Consider the following 17,583-nt stretch of genomic DNA (forward strand, 5'->3'; position numbering starts at 1 on the left):
ACACCGTGCGAGGGACCGGGCGGGTCGGGTTCCGTCTGGCACGATGGGAGGGCCGGCGCGTCGCCGCCTGAAGGAACGGAGGAACCATGACCATCACCGAGGCTCTTGTCTCCCGCAACGCCGCCTACTCCGCCGACGTCCTCTCCCGCGGTGGCCTGGCGGCCAAGGGCACGCAGAAGGTCGCGGTCGTGGCCTGCATGGACTCGCGCGTGGACGTCTTCGCGGCGCTGGGACTCGCCCCGGGCGAGGCGCATGTCATCCGCAACGCCGGCGGCCTGGTCACCGAGGACACGATCCGCTCCCTGGCGATCAGCCAGCACCTGATGGGCACCGAGGAGATCCTCGTCATCCACCACACCGGCTGCGGCATGCTCTCCTTCACCGACGAGGAGCTGTGCTCCGTCCTGGAGGCTCAGACCGGCGCGCGGCCGACCTGGGCGCCGGGGGCCTTCACCGACCTGGCCGACAGCGTGCGCCAGTCGATCGCCCGCATCACGGCCTCGCCCTTCATCCCCCGCACCGACGCCGTGCGTGGCTTCGTCCTGGACCTGGCCACCGGCCGCCTGGCGGAGGTCGACGCCGCCCGAGCCTGACCCTCCGCCGCCCGGGCACGTGAGGACCCCTCGCGCACCCGCCAGAGCCTGCTTACCCTTGCTACCTTCCGGTCCTGGGGGATTCGCTGGATGACGCCGCACGAGGGGCCGAGCGAGAGACTACCCGATCCGGCCCCCGGTTGCGAACCGTCCCGACCGGCTTTGCGTGACAGATCCCACCGCCCCGGGCTGGCCCCGGGGATGGACGGTCCGATATATTCCTTTCTCGTTGCACGTGGCTGTCGCCGCGTGGAGCGCCTGGAGGATTCGCCTAGTGGCCTATGGCGCACGCTTGGAAAGCGTGTTGGGTGCAAGCCCTCGGGGGTTCGAATCCCCCATCCTCCGCCACCACCCCGGAATCCTTGTGATTCCGGGGTTTTTCAGTCGCCCCTCCGCAGCCCGCAGCAGGCACCTGGTCAGGCCTCTCCCCATCGACGCCACCTCCCGCCCCTGCCACGATGGCCCCATGCGCACGAAAGCCTCACCCCTCATCGCCCTGCCGACCGCGCTCCTTCTCGCCGTGAGCCTCAGCGCCTGCGACGAGGAGGCGGCAAGCGCCCCCTCCGCCCACCCCTCCTCCTCAGTCAAGGCCACTCCCACAGAATCCCCACAGGGCAAGGACGCCCGGGGCTCCGACGGCGATTCCTCAGCCACCCCTCGGGCCGACGCCTCCACCTCCTCCAGCGCCACAGCGAAAGGCGGGGCCACGACCGTGGACATCCAGGACCTCAAGACCGGCAACTGCATCTCCGAGATGGTCAACGGGACCGAGCAGGGCGGAACGCAGGCCACGGGCGCGAAGCTCGTAGACTGCGCTACTCCCCATCAGTACGAGGTGACTGGAACAGGGCAGTCCACAGCCTCCACCTACGCTGAGGCGACGACCTCCGATGAGGTCACCACCGTCTGCGCCCCGGTGCTGGAGAGCTACGTCGGCTCCCCCTCCAAGGCCAAGAAGTACCAGGCGGCGGCCCTGACCCCCTCGCAGTCCTCCTGGGACCAGGGGGACCACTCGTTGACCTGCTTCGCCCAGAACCGGGATAACACACCATTGAATAATTCCATCAAGAACTCCTAGTCTGTCCCCATCGAGCGGGACAGCCGCGTACGGGCGTGCCACCACTGGAGAAGGCCCACTTCTCCCTTCCAGCGCCTCGCGAATACCGTCCTGCCTCCCACTCCGGCCGGGTGGCGACTCTCCGTTTCTCCGTCTCATGTCGCCACCCGGTCCTTATCCCGGATTTTTTCAGAATCCTCTCCGGCCGTGGCCAGAATCCTGCAGAAAACCGGCACAATCCAGCCATTCCGGCTGTTACGGTTCGATCCATGCGCACCCGGACCACGCTCCTCACCCTTCCCGTCGCCGCCGCTGTCGCCCTGGGGCTGAGCTCCTGCAGCCTGTTCTCCTCAGGCACCACCACCGCCACCAAGGACCTCGAGGTCGGGCAGTGCTACAACACCGTGAGCAAGGACTCCGGCGGGGAGAACGCGATCGGCGAGGTCACCGTCGTCGACTGCTCCAAGGCGCACACCTACGAGGTCATCGCCCAGACCACCTTCGGCGACGACATCAAGAAGCTTCCCGAAGAGGGAGCACTCGCCTCCCTGGGCCAGGGATTCTGCCTGGGTGAGGACTTCACCAAGTACGTCGGGATCGAGTCCGGCAAGACCAGCTATCAGGTCGAGTACCTCACGCCGGGCGACGGCACCTGGGCCCAGGGCGACCGCAAGATCACCTGCGTCGTCACCCAGGGTGACAAGTCGCAGGTCAAGGGATCGGCCAAGAACTCCAAGAAGTAGCCCCACCCCCTCAGGAACCGCCACCCCGGGCGCCCGTGGCGCACTCCGGATTCCGTCACGATATTGAATATCGCGTCGATAGCCTTCCCTAAAATGAGGGCGGCCGTCACCCTCTCCCGGGACCACCGACCCCGCCCAAGCGCCACGTTCTTCCGGAACTACTCGAGTCGGTCCGGCAGCGGCCGTCACGTGCAGCCGAGGCGCCCGTAACCTCCTGGAGTGACCAGTGATGTTCTTCGTGCACCGCAGCCCGGCGCCCCGCTCGACGACGAGCCCCCTGAGCCCCGCCCTGGCCGTGCGCGCCGTCGAGGCCCTAGACGTCGCCCCGGCGACGGCGGTGGCCGACCGACCTCCACCCAGGAAGCGATTCTGACCGCCGCGCGCGAGTCCTTCCTGACCCGGGGCTATGAGGGCACCACCATTCGGGCGGTGGCCCGTACAGCCGGCGTGGACCCGGCACTCGTGTCCTATTACTTCGGCTCCAAGGGGGACCTGTTCGGCGCCGCGGTCAATCTGCGCACGCGGGCGAGCCAGGAGATCGCCACCGCCATCAACGGGGATCTCCTCTCAGCCGGCCCCCGCCTGGTACGTCTGTCTCTGACGGCCTGGGACGATGCCGACGACGGCGCGACCTTCCGCACCCTGTTGCAGTGGATGGCCGCCGATATCCGCAGTCCCGAGGCGATCCAGAACTACGCCACCGAGCAGATCGCAACCCCAATGGCCGAGGCCCTCGAGCAGTCGGGCCTGCCCATCGCCTCGGCACGCGAACGGGCCGCCCTGATCGGTTCCCAGCTGGTGGGGTTGGCCATGACCCGCTATGTACTGCGCCTGGAGCCCATCGCCGGCGCAAGCATCGACCACCTCGAGGAGGTCGTCGGACCGACGATCCAGCACTACCTCACCGGTCCGCTGCAGCCCGCATGAACCAGGTTCGCCCCGGCGACAGGTCACCGGGGCGAACGCAGGTGTTCCGAGGATGTCTCGGGTTCGACTCAGAAGGTCTCGTAGCGCCCAGAGCTGAGGAAGACGCCGTGACCGGTCTCGGTGTTGCGGCAGGTCATGCCGGTCTCCTCGGAGCTGCACACCCAGGCACCGAAGGTGACGGACTGGCCGTACTCCACCACCTGGGGCGAGGAGCCGCCACCGCGGAAGGCCTCGTCGAGCGAGAAGGCGCCCTCGCTACGGCCGGCGAGCTGCGGAGTCCCACCGGAGCTGAGGTCGAACCACCACTTGGGCGAGCCCGCCTCATCCTTGCCGTAGGTGCCGTTGGAGCGGTAGGACAGCACGCCACAGCCTGCGTGGTGGGCCGACAGGTCACAGCCGATGTTGCCCGACGGCGACACAATCATGGCGGTCTTCTCCGAGACGAGGTTGTCCGGGACGAAGGACGTGGCCTGGCCGGGCTGCTCGTCAGCGGGGGCAGCCGGCTCAGCGGGCGCCTGGGCATCGGCGGGCTTGTCTGCCGGCTTGTCAGCCTGGGCGTCAGCGGGCTTGTCAGCCCCCTTGTCGGCCTGCTTGTCAGCAGGCTTGTCGGCCTGGGCATCAGCGGGCTTGTCTGCCGGCTTGTCGGCCTGGGTGTCGGCCGGCTTCTTGGCCTGCTTCTCAGCCTGCGTCTGATCCGAGGGCTTCTGCTGAGCCTCAGGGGTCGCGGACCGCGGCGCCTGAGTGGCTCCGGCGTAGTTCTTGCCGCCGTCGTCGGCCTTCCCCTGACTCTGGGGGCCTTGGAGGCACCACCGTTCTGCCGGCCCGGAGCGTCCGTATTGCCGGAGGCCAACGCCTTGGGGGCGCCGTTTCCGCTGGCGGCGGGACGAGGCTCACTGGCCCGCGGGCTGGCGGGACGGGACTGGGAGCCGGAGGGCTGCGACGCGGAGGAGTCGGCGGGACCCTTACCGGTGGGACTGGGAATGCGAGGAGAGGCGTGCCCCGACTTCTGGCCGGAGGTCGCCTTGGCACTGGCCGTCGACTGCGCCTTCGCAGATGACGATGAACCCGTGGTGCCCTGCTGATTGGCATTGGAGGCACCACCGGACTGACAACCGGCCAGAAGCATGGCGGTCGAGGTGAGAACGACAAGGGACAGGGGAATGGTGAAGCCGCTTCGGCGGACCGCGATGGTCATGGCTGCGGCATCCTTTCGGTCGAGGTCGGTGCAGCGAACACGGTACTAGAGCCCGGAAGACGAGGGGAACAGTCTGAAGGTCAGGCATCCCGCCGATTTCCGGCATCAGACATCCCACCTTCCCAGTAAACCACCAGATATCACAGCGATAACGCCAATCACGGAGAGATGACGGAATCACCGTCCTGTTGGTTACATTCCAACTAGTGAGACAGATAACGGAAGGGTCTCCCCATTCCCGAGGGCCTGGACAGGGCGACCTCAGCAGTCCGGCACCCCGGCGGAGTCGGCACCGTCGACGCCGTCGACGCTGATCGATACCGTCGATGTTGGACGACCCGCGGCTCCCCCACGCACTTGTGGCCGCTTCATTCACTAGGATGTTGCCGTGATCTTCAAGGCAGTACGCGAGAGGCCCCCCTACCCCGACCACGGGGTCACCACTCAGCGCGATTGGGCCGTCATCGCACCTCGACAGATCCGCCTGGCCGATCTCACCACCACCCGCGCGACCCTCGATCTGCGCAGCCTCCTGGATGACGACTCCACCTTCTACGGCGACCTGTTCGCTCATGTCGTCTCCTTCAAGGGGGACCTCTACCTGGAGACCGGGCTGCACCGGGCACTGCGCGCCGCCCTGCAGGGGCGCACCGCGATCCACGCCCGCATCCTGGAGGTCACCGAGGAAGGAGTGCCGCGGCTCGCCCCGGCACCGCCGAGCGCCTGATCCTCACCGGAAGCACCCGGCAACCCGCTCGATAACCCACCTTGCACCCCGATCCACGGCTCGGTCCCATGTCACATCGAGCCCAGCACCACCCGATGAGCGCCGTCGTCCATTACCCTGGATCGCGTGAGTAGTCCCGCAGATCCGCGTGCCGAGTACCGGCGGCACATGCAGCACCGTCAGGCCACCGTCATCGGCGCCATCCTGGCCGTCATGGTGGTCGCGGTCGCCGTGAGCCTCCTGGTATCGCTGGGCATCCTGCCCGCCTACAACCCGGGCTTCTCGCAGCCCAAGAGCACGGCGACCTACGTGCCCCAGACCTGCCCGCCGAGCGGCGCCAAGACCGTCGACGTCACCACGATCGAGAAGATCAACGTCTACAACGGCTCGGAGACAGTGGGTCTGGCCGCCACGGTGCAGCAGGAGCTGGAGGAGGCGGGCCTGACCGTCACCTCGGCGAATGACTGGCCAGGGGGCATCTACAACGGCGAGGTCCAGATCATGGCCTCCAAGGGCGGCCTGACCAATGCCTACTCCCTGGCCCAGATCTTCCCCAAGTCCACAGTGCAGCTCGATAAAAGCCTGTCCGACGACGACACCACGGTCTCGGTGGTCCTGGGCAAGGAGTACCTGCAGAACGCCCTGAAGGCGGACGAGATCAAGCTCCTCGGCGCCGGCAAGCCCATCACCGCCCCCAGCGACTGCGTTCCGGCGGACAAGGCCGCCACGAAGAAGCCCAGCTGATCCGGGCTCGCCCAGTCCGGGCGGGGCATCCCGACGACGGCTCCCTGCCCCCATGACTTCCCGCCTCGATCGAGGACGTCCCTCTCCGACGAGGACTGCGCTGTCCCCCAGACGACTGGGGCCCGACCTCAGTCATCTGGAGGACAAGGACGTCCTGGGCGGGAAACGCAGTTCCCGATTCAGAGCGTCATAGCGTCTGAGACGCCGGCTTGCGTGCGGTTCCAGGATGGGGCCGGTCTCGCCTGGAGCGACAGCGAGCTCACGAAAGAACTGTGGCGCGCCAGCGGTGTCCACAGTGCTGACATTAACGGCACACCGGCGCCGCACGCCGAGAAGAAACCGCAGAATGACAACGACCTCCACTGGCTGCTTGGACGGCTGGTTGCTCGATGTCAGCGCTGTGGACACTGGACTGCTGGCGCAGCTGACTCCGCGGGGAGCTCAGGCGCGACTGTCACCGGCGCCCTCAGCGTCGTCGGTGCTCGACGACGTCGGAGCCTGGGCCGCCGAGGCGGCCGAGGGCGAGTGGGCGGCGCGGCTGGAGTAGGCCGGGCCCTCCAGCTCGGTCCCGGCGGGGGCCGAGGCCGGGGAGGCCTGCTCGAGGTTGGTGCCGCGCAGCTTCGAGATCCAGCGCATGGCGTGGTAGACGCCGATGGCGGCGGCCGACCCCAGGGCGATGCCCTTGAAGGTCATGTCGCCCCAGACCAGGGTGTAGTCGGCGATGGCCACCACCATGGACACGGCTGCCGTGTTGAGGTTGACCGGGTCGGAGAAGTCCACGCGGTTCTGCACCCAGATGCGCACCCCCAGCATGCCGATCATGCCGTAGAGGACCGTGGCGGCCCCGCCCAGGACGCCGGCCGGGATCGTGGCGATGATCTGGCCGAACTTCGGCAGGAGGGACAGTCCCAGGGCGCTGAGCGCCGCCACCACGTAGGCGGCGGTGGAGTAGACGCGGGTGGCGGCCATGACGCCGATGTTCTCCGCGTAGGTGGTGGTGCCCGAGCCGCCGCCGCTGCCGGCGAGCATGGTGGACAGACCGTCGGCGAACAGGGCGCGGCCGGTGATGTCGTCGAGGTCCTCCCCGGTCATGGCCGAGACGGACTTGACGTGGCCGATGTTCTCGGCGATGAGGACGAGCACCACGGGGATGAACAGGCCCAGGTAGCGCACATCGAAGGCCGGGGCGTGGAAGTCGGGAAGCCCCAGAACGGGGGCCTTGGCGACAGCGTCGAAGTCGACCTCCCCGCGCAGCACCGCGGTGGCGTAGCCGATGAGCACGCCGATGAGGATCGCCAGGCGCCCGATGATGCCCTTGAACAGCACCGTGATGACCAGGATCGAGACGATCGTGACGACCGCGGTCACGGGGCCCTTCGTGACATTGCCCCAGGCTGCGGGGGCCAGGTTGAAGCCGATGAGGGAGACGATCGCACCGGTGACGATCGGCGGCATGAGACGGTCGATCCAGGCCGAGCCGACCAGGTGGACGACGACGCCCACCACCAGCAGGCACAGTCCCACCGAGATGATCCCGCCCTGCGCCAGGGCCGCCTTGTGGGGGTCAAGGGCGGCGCCGCTGTCTCGCGTATAAGCGGTCACCGCCCCGATGGGGGCGAGGAGGGCGAAGGAGGAGCCCAGGTAGCTGGGCAGACGACCGGAGGTGATGCCCAGGAACAGCAGGGTGCCCACGCCGGTGAAGAACAGCGTCGTCGCCGGGTCAAAGCCGGTCAACAGCGGCACCAGGAAGGTGGCGCCGAACATGGCGACGACGTGCTGGACACCGATGCCGATGGTTCGCGGCCAGGTGAGGCGCTCACCGGGGGCGACGACCTCACCCGGAGCGATGGACCGGCCATCGCCGTGCAGGCGCCAGCCACGAGAGGGAGAAGAGGACACGAGTGATCTCCTGCCTAAGCAACGAGGGGATTGACTGTGTCCCGTGGGGGAATCCCCTCGCGGGAGATCCGCGGGACGCTTGGCAGGACCCGGCAGAGCCTGCCGGGACTTCAGCATAGCCCCTGCTCGGGAGGTGCGCGGACCGGGCTTCTCACAGGCACCGACGGGCACCGCGGGCACCGGAGGGGGCTCTTCGCGGACATCTGCCGGGCAGCGCCCAATTCGTCCGCGGGAAGGATGTCAGCGGCAGGTGCCGACAGTGCATGATGTGGGCATGAGCACCGTCGGAACCTCCCCTCCAGGACAGAGCGCACCGCGCTTCTCACCGGGCGCGGAGCAGTACGCCGACGGGCTCCCTGTCGGATTCGTCTTCCCCGGCACCGAGAACCTCGACCCAGCAGAAATCTTCTCCGGCCCCGGCTACACGGCACCCCGCCCCCGCAGCGACTCCGGGGCGACAGCCGCCCTGGTATGCGGACTGCTCAGCTTCATCCCCCTTGTCGGCGTCGCCGCGATCATCCTGGGCATCAACGCGCTGCGGCGCCTGCATCACAGCTATAACTCCGGCGAGGGGTTGGCCTGGCTGGGGCTCATTCTGGGAGCCGTCTTCGTCATCCTGTGGCTCTGCGCCCTCATCCTCGTACTGCTCGTGGGCTAGAGGCCACACGGCCACACCAGGCCAGCCGGTCCCCTACAGTGGTCCCGTGAAGCCTTTCATCATGGTGACCACGCGCCCCGAGCACGAGGCGGCGCAGGACGAGTACGAGTCCTTCCTGGCTCAGAGTGGCCTGTCGCGCGAGGACCTGCAGCACATCGCCCTGGAGGAGGTCGATTTCCTCGACTCCTTCACCGCAGCCGATGTCTCCGGGGTGCTCATCGGGGCCAGCCCCTACAACGCGGACACGCCGGCAGCCGAGAAGACCCGCAGTCAGCTCAACGTCGAGGAGCAGATCCGCGAGCTGCTCGGGGTGATCCTCAAGGAGGGCATCCCCCTTCTGGCCACCGGCGTCGCGCTCCAAGTCCTGGCTGCCTACCTCGGCACCGAGACGCATGAGGAGTTCGGTGAGGAACTGGGCGCCGTCGACCTGTTCCTGACGGCGGAGGGCCGCGAGGACCCGGTCCTGGAGGGACTCCCCCAGGTGGTCACGGTCTTCGCCGGCCACTACGAGGGCGTTGGGGAGGTGCCTGCGCATGCGACCCTACTGGCGAGCTCACCGGACTGCCCGGTCCAGATGCTGCGCGTGGGCAGGAACGTCTACGCCTGCCAGTTCAACCCCGAGCTCGACGCCCTCCGGTTCGAGCGCCGCGTCAGCATCTACGACGAGGCCGGTTACGGTGACCCGGACATGAGCGAGGACATCCTCACCCAGGCCCGCTCCTCCGAGGCGCACGACGCCGGACAGATCATCCGCAACTTCATCTCGCACTTCACCCGCAGCTGAGCTGCCGCTCCGTGGGGCCGCACGCCCCGAACGACTCAGGGGCCCAGGCGCTGCCCTGGAGCTGAGGGCCACGACCATCAGGACGTTGTCATGACTTACCCGCCCGCCTATCCGCCGCCACAGGGATACAGCGGCCCACCGAGCCCGCAGTACCCGCCGCAGGCCGCCTATGGTTCTCCCCCGGTGAGCGCCCCACAGGGAGGGGCGACCTACGGGCAGCCGCCGACGCCGGCCGGTCACGGCGCGTACATGCCCCCTGCCCAGAGCGCGATTCCGACACAGTCGGTGATGCGCCCTCCCGGGGCTCCCACTTTCCCGGGTCAGCCCTATCCGCCTCCGTCCGTGCAGGCCTCCGCGCCGCAGTACCAGCCGTACCAGTCGCATCAGCAGCAGTTCCAGCAGTTCCAACACGGCGCGGGCTCAGGCGCCGGTTCCGCGTACCTGAGCGGAGCGGTCACCGCACCGGGCTACGCCGCCTCCGCCAGACCGCCACAGGCGGCCGGCCTGCGCCCAGGAGCGGCCTCATCCCAGGCCTCGGGCGCACTGCAGCACGTGCCGTGGCGCGGTTTGAAAGCGGCGGCACTGGTCATGATGATCGTTGGCTGCGCCCTTGAGGTCGTCGTCTATGTCACCTACTTCCTCAGTTTGATGCGGGGCAACATATGGGTGTCAGGTGTCATCATCACGCTCTTATTCGTCGCCACGACACCAGTGATCTGGTGGCACTATTTTGGATTGCGCCACCTATTCCACGACCAGCCAGTCACTGAAATGTTGGGGCTCTCGCTGTGGTTCGGTTACGGGGTGCTCATGACACCTATTAGCAACACCGACGAGGCTCCATATGCAGGCGTGCAGAATGTCACCGAGATCCTCCTATTCATCGCCACCACAGTCGGCGCTATCCTCACTATACGCCTCAATCGACGCTTAAGGAATCCGCAGCCATGGCCGATCACTCTGGCCGTGGGTGCCTGTCATTTCGCGCTCATCAACAGCGCCGCACGCTTGTCACACTTTGGCCTCTTGATCTACTTACACCTATCGACGGGTAAGAGACTCGATCGGCTCACGACCAACGCCTGGTTCATACTATCAGATTCAGGTGGAATGGGCCTCCCCTTAGTGCCAGGACTATTTATTCTCGCTATTATCACTTCACTGGCAGTCGCAGGCCTGTTCCTGGGAGTGAGGCGCCCTTCCAGCACATCCTTCCGAATCGTGTCGACAAGTGCCGTCTCACTTTTGACGCTATATAACATCATCATCGTCCTCGCCTACGGTTTACCCACGAACGGTGAGTTCACCTACCAACCGTCCAGCACAGGAATCGCGATAGCGATCGTCATCGCTCACGGGGCCTTCCTCATCGGTTCAACATTGGCGGCCGGACACAAATCTGCAGCCGCTCCTCCCGGTGGCCGCCAGCAGCACCACTATGGCGTCGTGAGCACAGCAGGCCCCCACGGCATGCAGAACCGCTTCAGCCGGCAGCATCGCTCCCAGTCGCAGTGGGGGAGCGGGCACTGATCCCGCCCCTCCACCGCAGGGTTGGCACACGACACCACCTCGGTCATCGACACAGACCGGCAGCTCGAGCACAATGCCCACTATGCGGCAAGCACCTCATCCTCAGAGCAGCCCCACGCCGACGCCGTCGGACGCTGACGGACACAGGTCGGCCATGTCATACGGCGTGATACCACACGGACCGTACACCCCCGCGTCGTCGCCGCATGCGGCCCTCACGCCGGGCTACGGCCCCCAGAGCGGGCAGCAGGTCGACTACCCCTATCTTTTCCAGGCCCAGACCGCTCCTCCGACGCAACCGGTGGCACCGCACCTGTCCGGCATCGGTCAGCCCGCCCGGAGCATTGTCGCCAACGGGATTGATAGCGACCCCTACTCAGCCGGGCCCACCGCCAGCTTTCCCAGGTTTGCCCCCAGCCCACTCCCCACCCCTGCCCTCGCACCCCCGCAGCCGTTCGCGCCACCACCTCTGGTCAGCGCGCCGCTACTCGGCATCACCCGCAAGGCCACCTCGCCCTCACCGGCTCCCTGGGGACGCGACCGGCTGGCAGCCCTCGTACTGACACTGTTAGCGGTCGGGGTTCACGTGATTTGGACGATCAATGATACGTCCGCAAACACGAGTTTCCCTTCCTTGCATAATCCCACAACGCAAGACTACTACAATGCGCTGTATTACATTCCACACACGTTAGGCGCTTGGTGGCTCATTCTTGTCGCGATCCCCATCATCACCATCACCAGAAACCAGGCCAGCGCCATCACAACAGCAGCCTCACTTCAACTGTTCTTCATTGACATACTCATCTTCAACAACAGCCTCACCGGCAACCCCCTCCCTATCTTATGTCTTCTGGCCACTGGTGGAGCAGCAATCTTCACAACCCTGATGGGAAGAACTACTCAGCCCCCTCGACATTGGCTGGTAAGTCTCGGAATGGGAATGAATATATTCCTCCTCGTGTCCATGCTCCACCGGCTCATGAGAATAATCCTGAGCGCAAAACAGTTTCGATCAGGTCAGATCAACCAAACAGTCAACATATGGATGTCCCCCGCCATCGCATCGAACGATCGAGGAATTCCGCTCACTGTCGGAGTGGCCATCACGATCATCGTGGTCATCATCGCCTCGATCAGCCTCTATCTAGGACTCTCATCCCCCACCAGTCGCACATTCCCCTACACCGTTGGAGCCGCCCCCACAATCATAGCGCTGGTCAATATGTACATTCTCTCCGCGTTCGGTCTTTCCCGCGCCATCGTCGCCTCAGCTCTCGGCGTGACCAGCATCGGCACGGGCAAGCATCCGCACACGGAACTGCGAGCATGGTTGGCGTCCATCCTTCTCGCCCTTCTCGCCACGGGAGTGACAGCACTCCTGAGCCGCAGCTCCGCCGCCCAACGGCACATGCAGACGCCCCGGGGCACGGCGCAGCCCTTGGCCACCAGGGCACCCTGTTTCAGTGCTGCCGCCCCCGCATATCCAGGAGGACCTCAGGCACCCCAACAGGGAGTGACTGGCCTCACTAACTTCGCGCCATCCGCTGTCCCATCGGCTCCGAACTCCTGATGACGGTGCACTACGTCGGTGCGCCACCACTCACCTGGCCACGTCGCCAGCCCATGTCACCAAGGAGTTCTCCCATGCGTACTCGCAAGATCGTGTCAGCCGCCCTGATCGTTGCCGCCCTCGCCGTCGGCACCGCCGCCTGCGGCTCCATGAATGCCGACAAGGACAAGATGGAGCAGACCTCCACCCCGAACGGCACCATGAGCGACGGCAAGATGTCCGATGGAAAGATGAGCGACGGAAAGACCGAGGACGGGAAGATGTCGGATAACAAGATGTCCGACAGCCCCACCTCCGGCAGCATGTCGGACGGCAAGATGAGCGACGACAAGATGTCGGCCGCCCCCTCGGCCAGCGCTATGAGCGACGGCAAGTAGACCTCACCATGACCCGAACGGGCTCCGGTCCACATTCACTCAATGAGTGCGGACCGGAGCCTTTCTGATGCCTACCCCACGAAGGTGGCGATCATGACAGGTCGGCGTACTCCTGCGGTACGTCAGCAACAGCCTGGGCTATGGGGGTGTCGCCGTCGTAGAAGGGGATGACCTTACCGATACTGGCCGGCTCGGCGAGCACGGCGGTGATAACGCGGGCGACGTTCCCACGCGACGTCGGCGCCTTCGAGGTCGGGGTGCCCTTGGGGACGCGAGCCACGGTGATGGCACCGGTGGGTTCATCCAGGGTCAGCAGGCCCGGCCCCAAGATCGTCCAGGCCAGGTCGGTGGTCTGCAGGTGTCGGTCTGCCGCGATCTTGGCAATGGCGTAGGCGCGCAGCGGGTGGTCGTCGGGAACCTCGCCGTAGGCGGTGAGGAAGGAGACCATGACGTAGCGCGTGACCCCGGCTGCGGCGGCGGCCTCCATGGAGCGGATGGCGGCGGCGCGGTCGACGGCGTCGGTACGCTCCGGGCCTCCCTTGCCGCCGGCCCCGGCGGACCAGACGATCGCGTCAGCACCGGCGAAGACCCGGGTGAGCTCAGCGACGTCGGCTTCCTCGACGGACAGGACCAGCGGGGTGGCTCCGGTGGCGGCGACGTCGGCGGAGTGGTCAGGGTTGCGGATGAGGGAGACGACCTCGTGGCCGGCGTCCACGAGCAGCGGGGCGGCCAGCAGCGCGACCTTGCCGTGACCTCCGATCATGACGATGCGGGGCATAAGCGAGCCCTTTCTGTACGTTCCTGGAGCATTCGGGGCCGATCAGACACATCGCCCCGGGTGATGCCCCACTATCCACCCCACTTGCACCGTACGCATCCCCTTCCCGCGCTGCGCGAACTGGGGCATCGCGCCGACAGCGCGCCCGTCAGTCGCGGGCGTGGACGGCCACGAAGTTGGCCAGGAGCTTCCAGGAGTCGGAGACGTCGTCAAGGCGCACGCGGGCCTGAAGCTCGGCGAGCTCGTCGTCGGCGAAGTAGCCGTGACCGGAGTAGAAGCCGAGCCGGTGGGCGAGGTAGTCGCCGTCGAGCTCGGGATGGAACTGGGTGGCGTACAGGTTGGACCCGATCCGGAACATTTGGACCGGGCACGCCTCACCGGTTCCTAGGACGACGGCGTGGGGCGGCAGCGTCGTCACCGCCTCCTTGTGGGCGACGAAGGCCTGGAAGACCTTCGGGACGCCCGCGCAGATCGGGTCGGCCAGGCCGGCCTCGGTGAGAGTGACCTCGGGGGCGGTGACGGCCTCACCGTAGGTGGTATCGACGACGGCGCCCTGGTGGCAGGCGAGCGTACCGACGCCGTAGCAGGCGCCGAAGAAGGGGAAGTCGGCCTCGACGACGCGGTCGAGCAGGCCGGAGAGCTCGGCCTCGACGCGCTTCTGGGTGGCGGACTTCTTCTCCGGCGGGGTGGAGGCGTTGAAGGGGGAGCCGCCCACGAGGATGCCGGACCAGTCGTCCAGGTCGATCTGCGGCAGGGACTGGGACTCCAGGCGCAGGCGGCGGAGCGTGGACTCCTCCAGGCCGGTGCGCTTGAGGAACGCCTCGTACTCGGCGTCGGCAGGCTCGTCGTCGCTGCGGGTGGCCAGGAAGAGGAAGGGTTTCACGAGATGACCTTAACGGGGGCCGACAGCCTGGGCAGCATCCTTTTCCACGCCGTTCCCAGAATCACGTTCAGGAACCGGCCCGCAGGCCTCTGAGGATCTCCTCGACGGCGGCCAGGGTGACGCCGGAGGCCTGCCTCAGGGAGAGCTGCGCCCGCCCGAGGTTGCCGCCGGCGGCCGGGGCGTCGAGGTAGGTCAGGGCGGAGACCGCCACTCCCCTCGCGGCCAGGATCATGGCTTCGGCCACGGAGTCGGTGACGGCGGCGTCGGCCCCCAGGGAGACCAGGGCACGGGACTCGGCCGGGCTCGGACGCAGCGGCCCGGGCACGAGGGCGACCACGGAGCTACCGCTCACGCCGCGAAGGCTCCCCAGGCGCTCGGTGAGCGTTGCGTCCCAGCCAGCCGAGACCATGCCGGGGGCCGGGAAGAGAGAGCCACCGGAGAGGTTGAGGTGGTCGGCGACGACGCGCACCTGTCCTGGCGCCGAGCCGCCGGCCACGTCACCGGAGCCACGCAGCGGGGTGGCGCGGGTGACGAGCAGCGCGGCGCGCAGGCGGGCCCCGCTGGCGATCCGGGCCAGCGCCGTCGCACTACGGGCGGCCTCGCCCTCATACACGCTGGTGCGACCACGGGCGACGAGGACGCCGAGGCCACCGCGCTCATAGGACATGAGCGCGTCCTCGTGGCCCGGGGCACTGGGAGCCTCGACGCCGGGCAGGAAGGACAGGCGCACCCGGGCCGAGGGGCGCCCCCAGGCCTGGTCGAGATCGCGCAGGAAGACGGGCTCGGCGACGACGAGGAGGTCGTGGCGAGCGCGCCCGGTGGCCAGGAGGATGGAGGCGCCGTCGGGGTCCTCGTCCCAGATTCCTGGTGGGGCGGACTGCTGGACCATGGATTCTCCTCGAGTGCGCCCGGGGCGGGCGGTGGGACAGGGAACGACGACCGACGTGGGACGCCGGTCAGGGTGGAGCGAAGTCTACGCGAAGACGCCGACCGCCGCCGACCTGGGGCCCCATCCCTCACTCACCGACAAAATCTTCAGAATCGACGCGGCTCCGGGTCGATTCTGAAGTTTCGGTCGAAGTGTGTGCGGGGCGGCGGGCCGGGCAGGGCGGGCCGAGCGGCGGCAGGCTCGGACACACCTCCACGATCTACATGGTGCGGTTGAAGTAGATGTTCCCTCCGATGAAGCTGACCAGCTGGAGCCACAGGACGACCACCAGGGCCAGCTTCATCGACCCCCCGAAGGCACCCACGGCGCCGACGACAACGTTGCCGAACAACCCGACGACGCCGGCCAGAGCCCATGCCCGCTGCGAGGTGGCCCTGTCCCGCTCGTCCTTCCGCCTCTCGAGCCCACGGACGGCGAAGGTGTCGTGCCCACGTCTCTTCGCGATGATCAGGGCGATGTACACGAGCATCACGACTGACGCCCCGCTGGCGCCACCATAGAAGAAGTACAGAACGCCGTTGGACATCGGGATCGTCAACACAGCCGCCCACAGAAGGGTCACGACGGCGACAACGCAGGCCATGCCTCCAATGGCGGACCGCCGCCGCTTGGTGGCCTTCTGGCTTGCCCGAGCACTCGACGTCGAGCCCGGGGAGGACGAAGCGGCTGCCGCAGCGGAGGAAGGTGTAGGCGTGGGATCCGACTCAGACATGAAAGATCTCCTCAACAGCGGTCTCAAAGTAGCGGGCTATGGCGATGGCCAGAGGAAGGGAGGGGTCGTACTTGCCTTTTTCGATGGAGTTAACGCTCTGTCTGGAGACACCCAGGGCGGCTCCGAGCTGGGCCTGGGTGAGGCCTCGAGCCTCGCGCAGACTGCGCACGTCATTATCCATGAGCCTCACCACCCGCGGAGCGGCGAGACAACCCACTCATGCCGCAGCCGCGTTCCGGACGGCACGCAGTCTCGGGGACAGCCACGCGACACCGATGATGGACACGCTGACCATGGCGGCGCCTATGAGATGAACGACCAGCAGAAGTGGTCCGGTGGAGAGATGACTGGTCGCCGGGAACACGAAGCCCACCATGATGCCTGTGGGGAGGGAGCAGACGAGACCGGCTTGCTGCCCGCTGAGCTTCTTGAGGAGCTCGGACGCCTCCTCGGCACGGACCTCGGGCAGATGGCGAGCCGAGTACCGGTAGACGAGCAGGTAGAGGACGATCCCGGCGACGATGCCACCGACCACCCCGGCAACGAAGGTGACAGCGGAGGAGGTCGACGACGTGGCGGCCAGGACAGAAGGAGCGGAGACGGCGGAGAGCATGGCGATCATCCCTTGATTAGCCAACCACCCCGAGAGAGGGTGTCATGTTTGCTTGACATGTCTAGTGTGCTTGACAGAGCCGACCATGTCAAGCGTGCTTCACTCGAAGAGTCCGGGCCGCCAGCACCCACCTCAGACGAACTCTTCGACAGAATCTTCAGAATCGACGCGGCTCCGGGTCGATTCTGAAGATTCTGTCGATCTGAGTGCGGGCCAGGCCGGCGCGCCGCGTGCGTGCGGGCTGGCAGGCCGGCACACCGAGCACGTGCGGGCTGAGCGGCGCACCACCTTCACGCAAACGTTATTGCACATAATGTGCAAGAACAATGAGAAGTCATTTAGCATCCCACCATGACTGAGCGCTTGTACACCATTAATGCACCAATCGATCAAGTTCGATCAATCGTTACCGAGTTCTTCACTCAGGAGGGTTGGACCGTCGCGCCCTTCTCCGCCGACACCCTCCAGATCACCCGCGGCAAGAAGGGCATGTCCATCGCCTTCAGCGCCCTCATGGGCAGCAGCTTCTACCTTTCGCAGAACCTTCAGTTCGGGACCGGCCCGCACGGCGAGACCCTGGTGCGCTACCTCTCCTCAACGGGGTCGGCCATCATCGGCAGCGCCCTCGGCATGCGCAAGGCCGTCAAGACCCACGCCGAGTACGCCGAGAAGCTCGCCGACACCCTGCAGGCCCGAGACATCCTCATGAGCATCCGGTAGCCGCCGGCTCCTGCGCGTCTCCCCTCACCCCTATCCACCCACTGCGCCTCCGGTCCTCCACTGCCCGGAGGCCACCTGCTGCTCAGCTCCCGCTCCGGTCCGACGTCGGCCCCATCCACTC

20 protein-coding genes, 1 tRNA gene and 1 other RNA gene are annotated in these 17,583 nt (G+C 66.8%); 13 read left to right on the forward strand and 9 right to left on the reverse strand.

Going from position 1 to position 17,583, the window contains the following annotated elements; genetic code table 11:
- Nucleotides 1–86: 86 nt before the first annotated feature.
- Nucleotides 87–593, forward strand: a complete 507-nt coding sequence (locus AXE84_RS04050) for a beta-class carbonic anhydrase (protein WP_060956939.1) — start codon at nucleotides 87–89, stop codon at nucleotides 591–593.
- An 18-nt stretch (nucleotides 594–611) separates the two neighbouring features.
- Here the strand turns inward: AXE84_RS04050 and ffs are convergent.
- Nucleotides 612–706: signal recognition particle sRNA small type (ffs, locus tag AXE84_RS04055), an RNA gene on the reverse strand.
- A 147-nt stretch (nucleotides 707–853) separates the two neighbouring features.
- Between ffs and AXE84_RS04060 the strand changes: the two genes are divergently transcribed.
- The 4 genes from AXE84_RS04060 to AXE84_RS04075 all read left to right on the forward strand — a co-directional run bounded on the left by AXE84_RS04060 (nucleotide 854) and on the right by AXE84_RS04075 (nucleotide 3,320).
- A tRNA-Ser gene (locus AXE84_RS04060) sits at nucleotides 854–941 on the forward strand.
- Nucleotides 942–1,059: 118 nt separating this feature from the next.
- Entirely contained in the window at nucleotides 1,060–1,671 is a 612-nt protein-coding gene (locus AXE84_RS04065) for a septum formation family protein (protein WP_060956940.1), read from the forward strand.
- A gap of 248 nt (nucleotides 1,672–1,919) precedes the next feature.
- A complete protein-coding gene (locus AXE84_RS04070) occupies nucleotides 1,920–2,393 on the forward strand; it encodes a septum formation family protein (protein WP_060956941.1) in 474 nt (157 codons plus the stop codon).
- Between the two features lie 219 nt (nucleotides 2,394–2,612).
- Nucleotides 2,613–3,320 carry a TetR/AcrR family transcriptional regulator gene (locus AXE84_RS04075; RefSeq protein ID WP_060956942.1) on the forward strand — a complete coding sequence of 236 codons (708 nt, stop codon included), beginning with the start codon at nucleotides 2,613–2,615 and terminating at the stop codon, nucleotides 3,318–3,320.
- Nucleotides 3,321–3,388: 68 nt separating this feature from the next.
- Here the strand turns inward: AXE84_RS04075 and AXE84_RS13205 are convergent, their stop codons facing one another.
- A complete protein-coding gene (locus tag AXE84_RS13205; RefSeq protein WP_236750136.1) occupies nucleotides 3,389–3,745 on the reverse strand; it encodes a hypothetical protein in 357 nt (118 codons plus the stop codon).
- Between the two features lie 1,158 nt (nucleotides 3,746–4,903).
- Between AXE84_RS13205 and AXE84_RS04085 the strand changes: the two genes are divergently transcribed.
- Together AXE84_RS04085 and AXE84_RS04090 are read left to right on the forward strand one after the other, a co-directional pair.
- A complete protein-coding gene (locus tag AXE84_RS04085; protein WP_003788121.1) occupies nucleotides 4,904–5,242 on the forward strand; it encodes a hypothetical protein in 339 nt (112 codons plus the stop codon).
- Nucleotides 5,243–5,410: 168 nt separating this feature from the next.
- Nucleotides 5,411–5,986, forward strand: a complete 576-nt coding sequence (locus AXE84_RS04090) for a LytR C-terminal domain-containing protein (protein ID WP_010613167.1) — start codon at nucleotides 5,411–5,413, stop codon at nucleotides 5,984–5,986.
- A gap of 441 nt (nucleotides 5,987–6,427) precedes the next feature.
- On the opposite strand, the gene AXE84_RS04095 is transcribed toward AXE84_RS04090, so the two are convergent.
- Nucleotides 6,428–7,885: a uracil-xanthine permease family protein gene (locus AXE84_RS04095; protein ID WP_060956943.1), complete on the reverse strand. Its 1,458-nt coding sequence runs from the start codon at nucleotides 7,883–7,885 to the stop codon at nucleotides 6,428–6,430.
- 274 nt (nucleotides 7,886–8,159) lie between these two features.
- Between AXE84_RS04095 and AXE84_RS04100 the strand changes: the two genes are divergently transcribed.
- From AXE84_RS04100 to AXE84_RS04115, 5 genes are all read left to right on the forward strand, one after another.
- Nucleotides 8,160–8,543: a DUF4190 domain-containing protein gene (locus tag AXE84_RS04100; protein ID WP_060956944.1), complete on the forward strand. Its 384-nt coding sequence runs from the start codon at nucleotides 8,160–8,162 to the stop codon at nucleotides 8,541–8,543.
- A gap of 46 nt (nucleotides 8,544–8,589) precedes the next feature.
- A complete protein-coding gene (locus AXE84_RS04105; RefSeq protein ID WP_060956945.1) occupies nucleotides 8,590–9,327 on the forward strand; it encodes a glutamine amidotransferase-related protein in 738 nt (245 codons plus the stop codon).
- Between the two features lie 342 nt (nucleotides 9,328–9,669).
- Complete coding sequence (locus AXE84_RS04110) at nucleotides 9,670–10,857, forward strand: hypothetical protein (RefSeq protein WP_060956946.1); 1,188 nt, start codon at nucleotides 9,670–9,672, stop codon at nucleotides 10,855–10,857.
- A 586-nt stretch (nucleotides 10,858–11,443) separates the two neighbouring features.
- Nucleotides 11,444–12,430 carry a hypothetical protein gene (locus tag AXE84_RS12810; RefSeq protein ID WP_150116244.1) on the forward strand — a complete coding sequence of 329 codons (987 nt, stop codon included), beginning with the start codon at nucleotides 11,444–11,446 and terminating at the stop codon, nucleotides 12,428–12,430.
- Nucleotides 12,431–12,504: 74 nt separating this feature from the next.
- Complete coding sequence (locus AXE84_RS04115; protein WP_060956947.1) at nucleotides 12,505–12,807, forward strand: hypothetical protein; 303 nt, start codon at nucleotides 12,505–12,507, stop codon at nucleotides 12,805–12,807.
- A gap of 91 nt (nucleotides 12,808–12,898) precedes the next feature.
- Here AXE84_RS04115 and AXE84_RS04120 read toward each other — a convergent pair whose 3' ends face one another.
- From AXE84_RS04120 to AXE84_RS04145, 6 genes are all read right to left on the reverse strand, one after another.
- Complete coding sequence (locus AXE84_RS04120; protein WP_060956948.1) at nucleotides 12,899–13,585, reverse strand: SDR family oxidoreductase; 687 nt, start codon at nucleotides 13,583–13,585, stop codon at nucleotides 12,899–12,901.
- Between the two features lie 148 nt (nucleotides 13,586–13,733).
- Nucleotides 13,734–14,468: a glutamine amidotransferase gene (locus AXE84_RS04125; RefSeq protein WP_060956949.1), complete on the reverse strand. Its 735-nt coding sequence runs from the start codon at nucleotides 14,466–14,468 to the stop codon at nucleotides 13,734–13,736.
- A 67-nt stretch (nucleotides 14,469–14,535) separates the two neighbouring features.
- On the reverse strand, nucleotides 14,536–15,357 hold the full coding sequence (locus tag AXE84_RS04130) for a hypothetical protein (RefSeq protein WP_060956950.1): 822 nt from the start codon (nucleotides 15,355–15,357) through the stop codon (nucleotides 14,536–14,538).
- 259 nt (nucleotides 15,358–15,616) lie between these two features.
- Nucleotides 15,617–16,129 carry a hypothetical protein gene (locus AXE84_RS04135; protein ID WP_236750137.1) on the reverse strand — a complete coding sequence of 171 codons (513 nt, stop codon included), beginning with the start codon at nucleotides 16,127–16,129 and terminating at the stop codon, nucleotides 15,617–15,619.
- The gene (locus AXE84_RS04140) at nucleotides 16,122–16,310 is read right to left on the reverse strand and encodes a helix-turn-helix transcriptional regulator (protein ID WP_060958143.1); all 189 of its coding nucleotides are present in this window, start codon (nucleotides 16,308–16,310) and stop codon (nucleotides 16,122–16,124) included. The genes AXE84_RS04135 and AXE84_RS04140 overlap by 8 nt, the downstream gene beginning before the upstream one ends.
- A 36-nt stretch (nucleotides 16,311–16,346) precedes the next feature.
- Nucleotides 16,347–16,751 carry a hypothetical protein gene (locus AXE84_RS04145; protein ID WP_060956952.1) on the reverse strand — a complete coding sequence of 135 codons (405 nt, stop codon included), beginning with the start codon at nucleotides 16,749–16,751 and terminating at the stop codon, nucleotides 16,347–16,349.
- Between the two features lie 342 nt (nucleotides 16,752–17,093).
- Here AXE84_RS04145 and AXE84_RS04150 point away from each other — a divergent pair, with 342 nt between their 5' ends.
- Nucleotides 17,094–17,462, forward strand: coding sequence for a hypothetical protein (locus AXE84_RS04150; RefSeq protein ID WP_060956953.1), 369 nt, complete (start codon nucleotides 17,094–17,096; stop codon nucleotides 17,460–17,462).
- Nucleotides 17,463–17,583: the final 121 nt, after the last annotated feature.

Origin of the sequence: Actinomyces oris (genome assembly GCF_001553935.1) — a bacterium.
Taxonomy (GTDB): Bacteria; Actinomycetota; Actinomycetes; order Actinomycetales; family Actinomycetaceae; genus Actinomyces; species Actinomyces oris_A.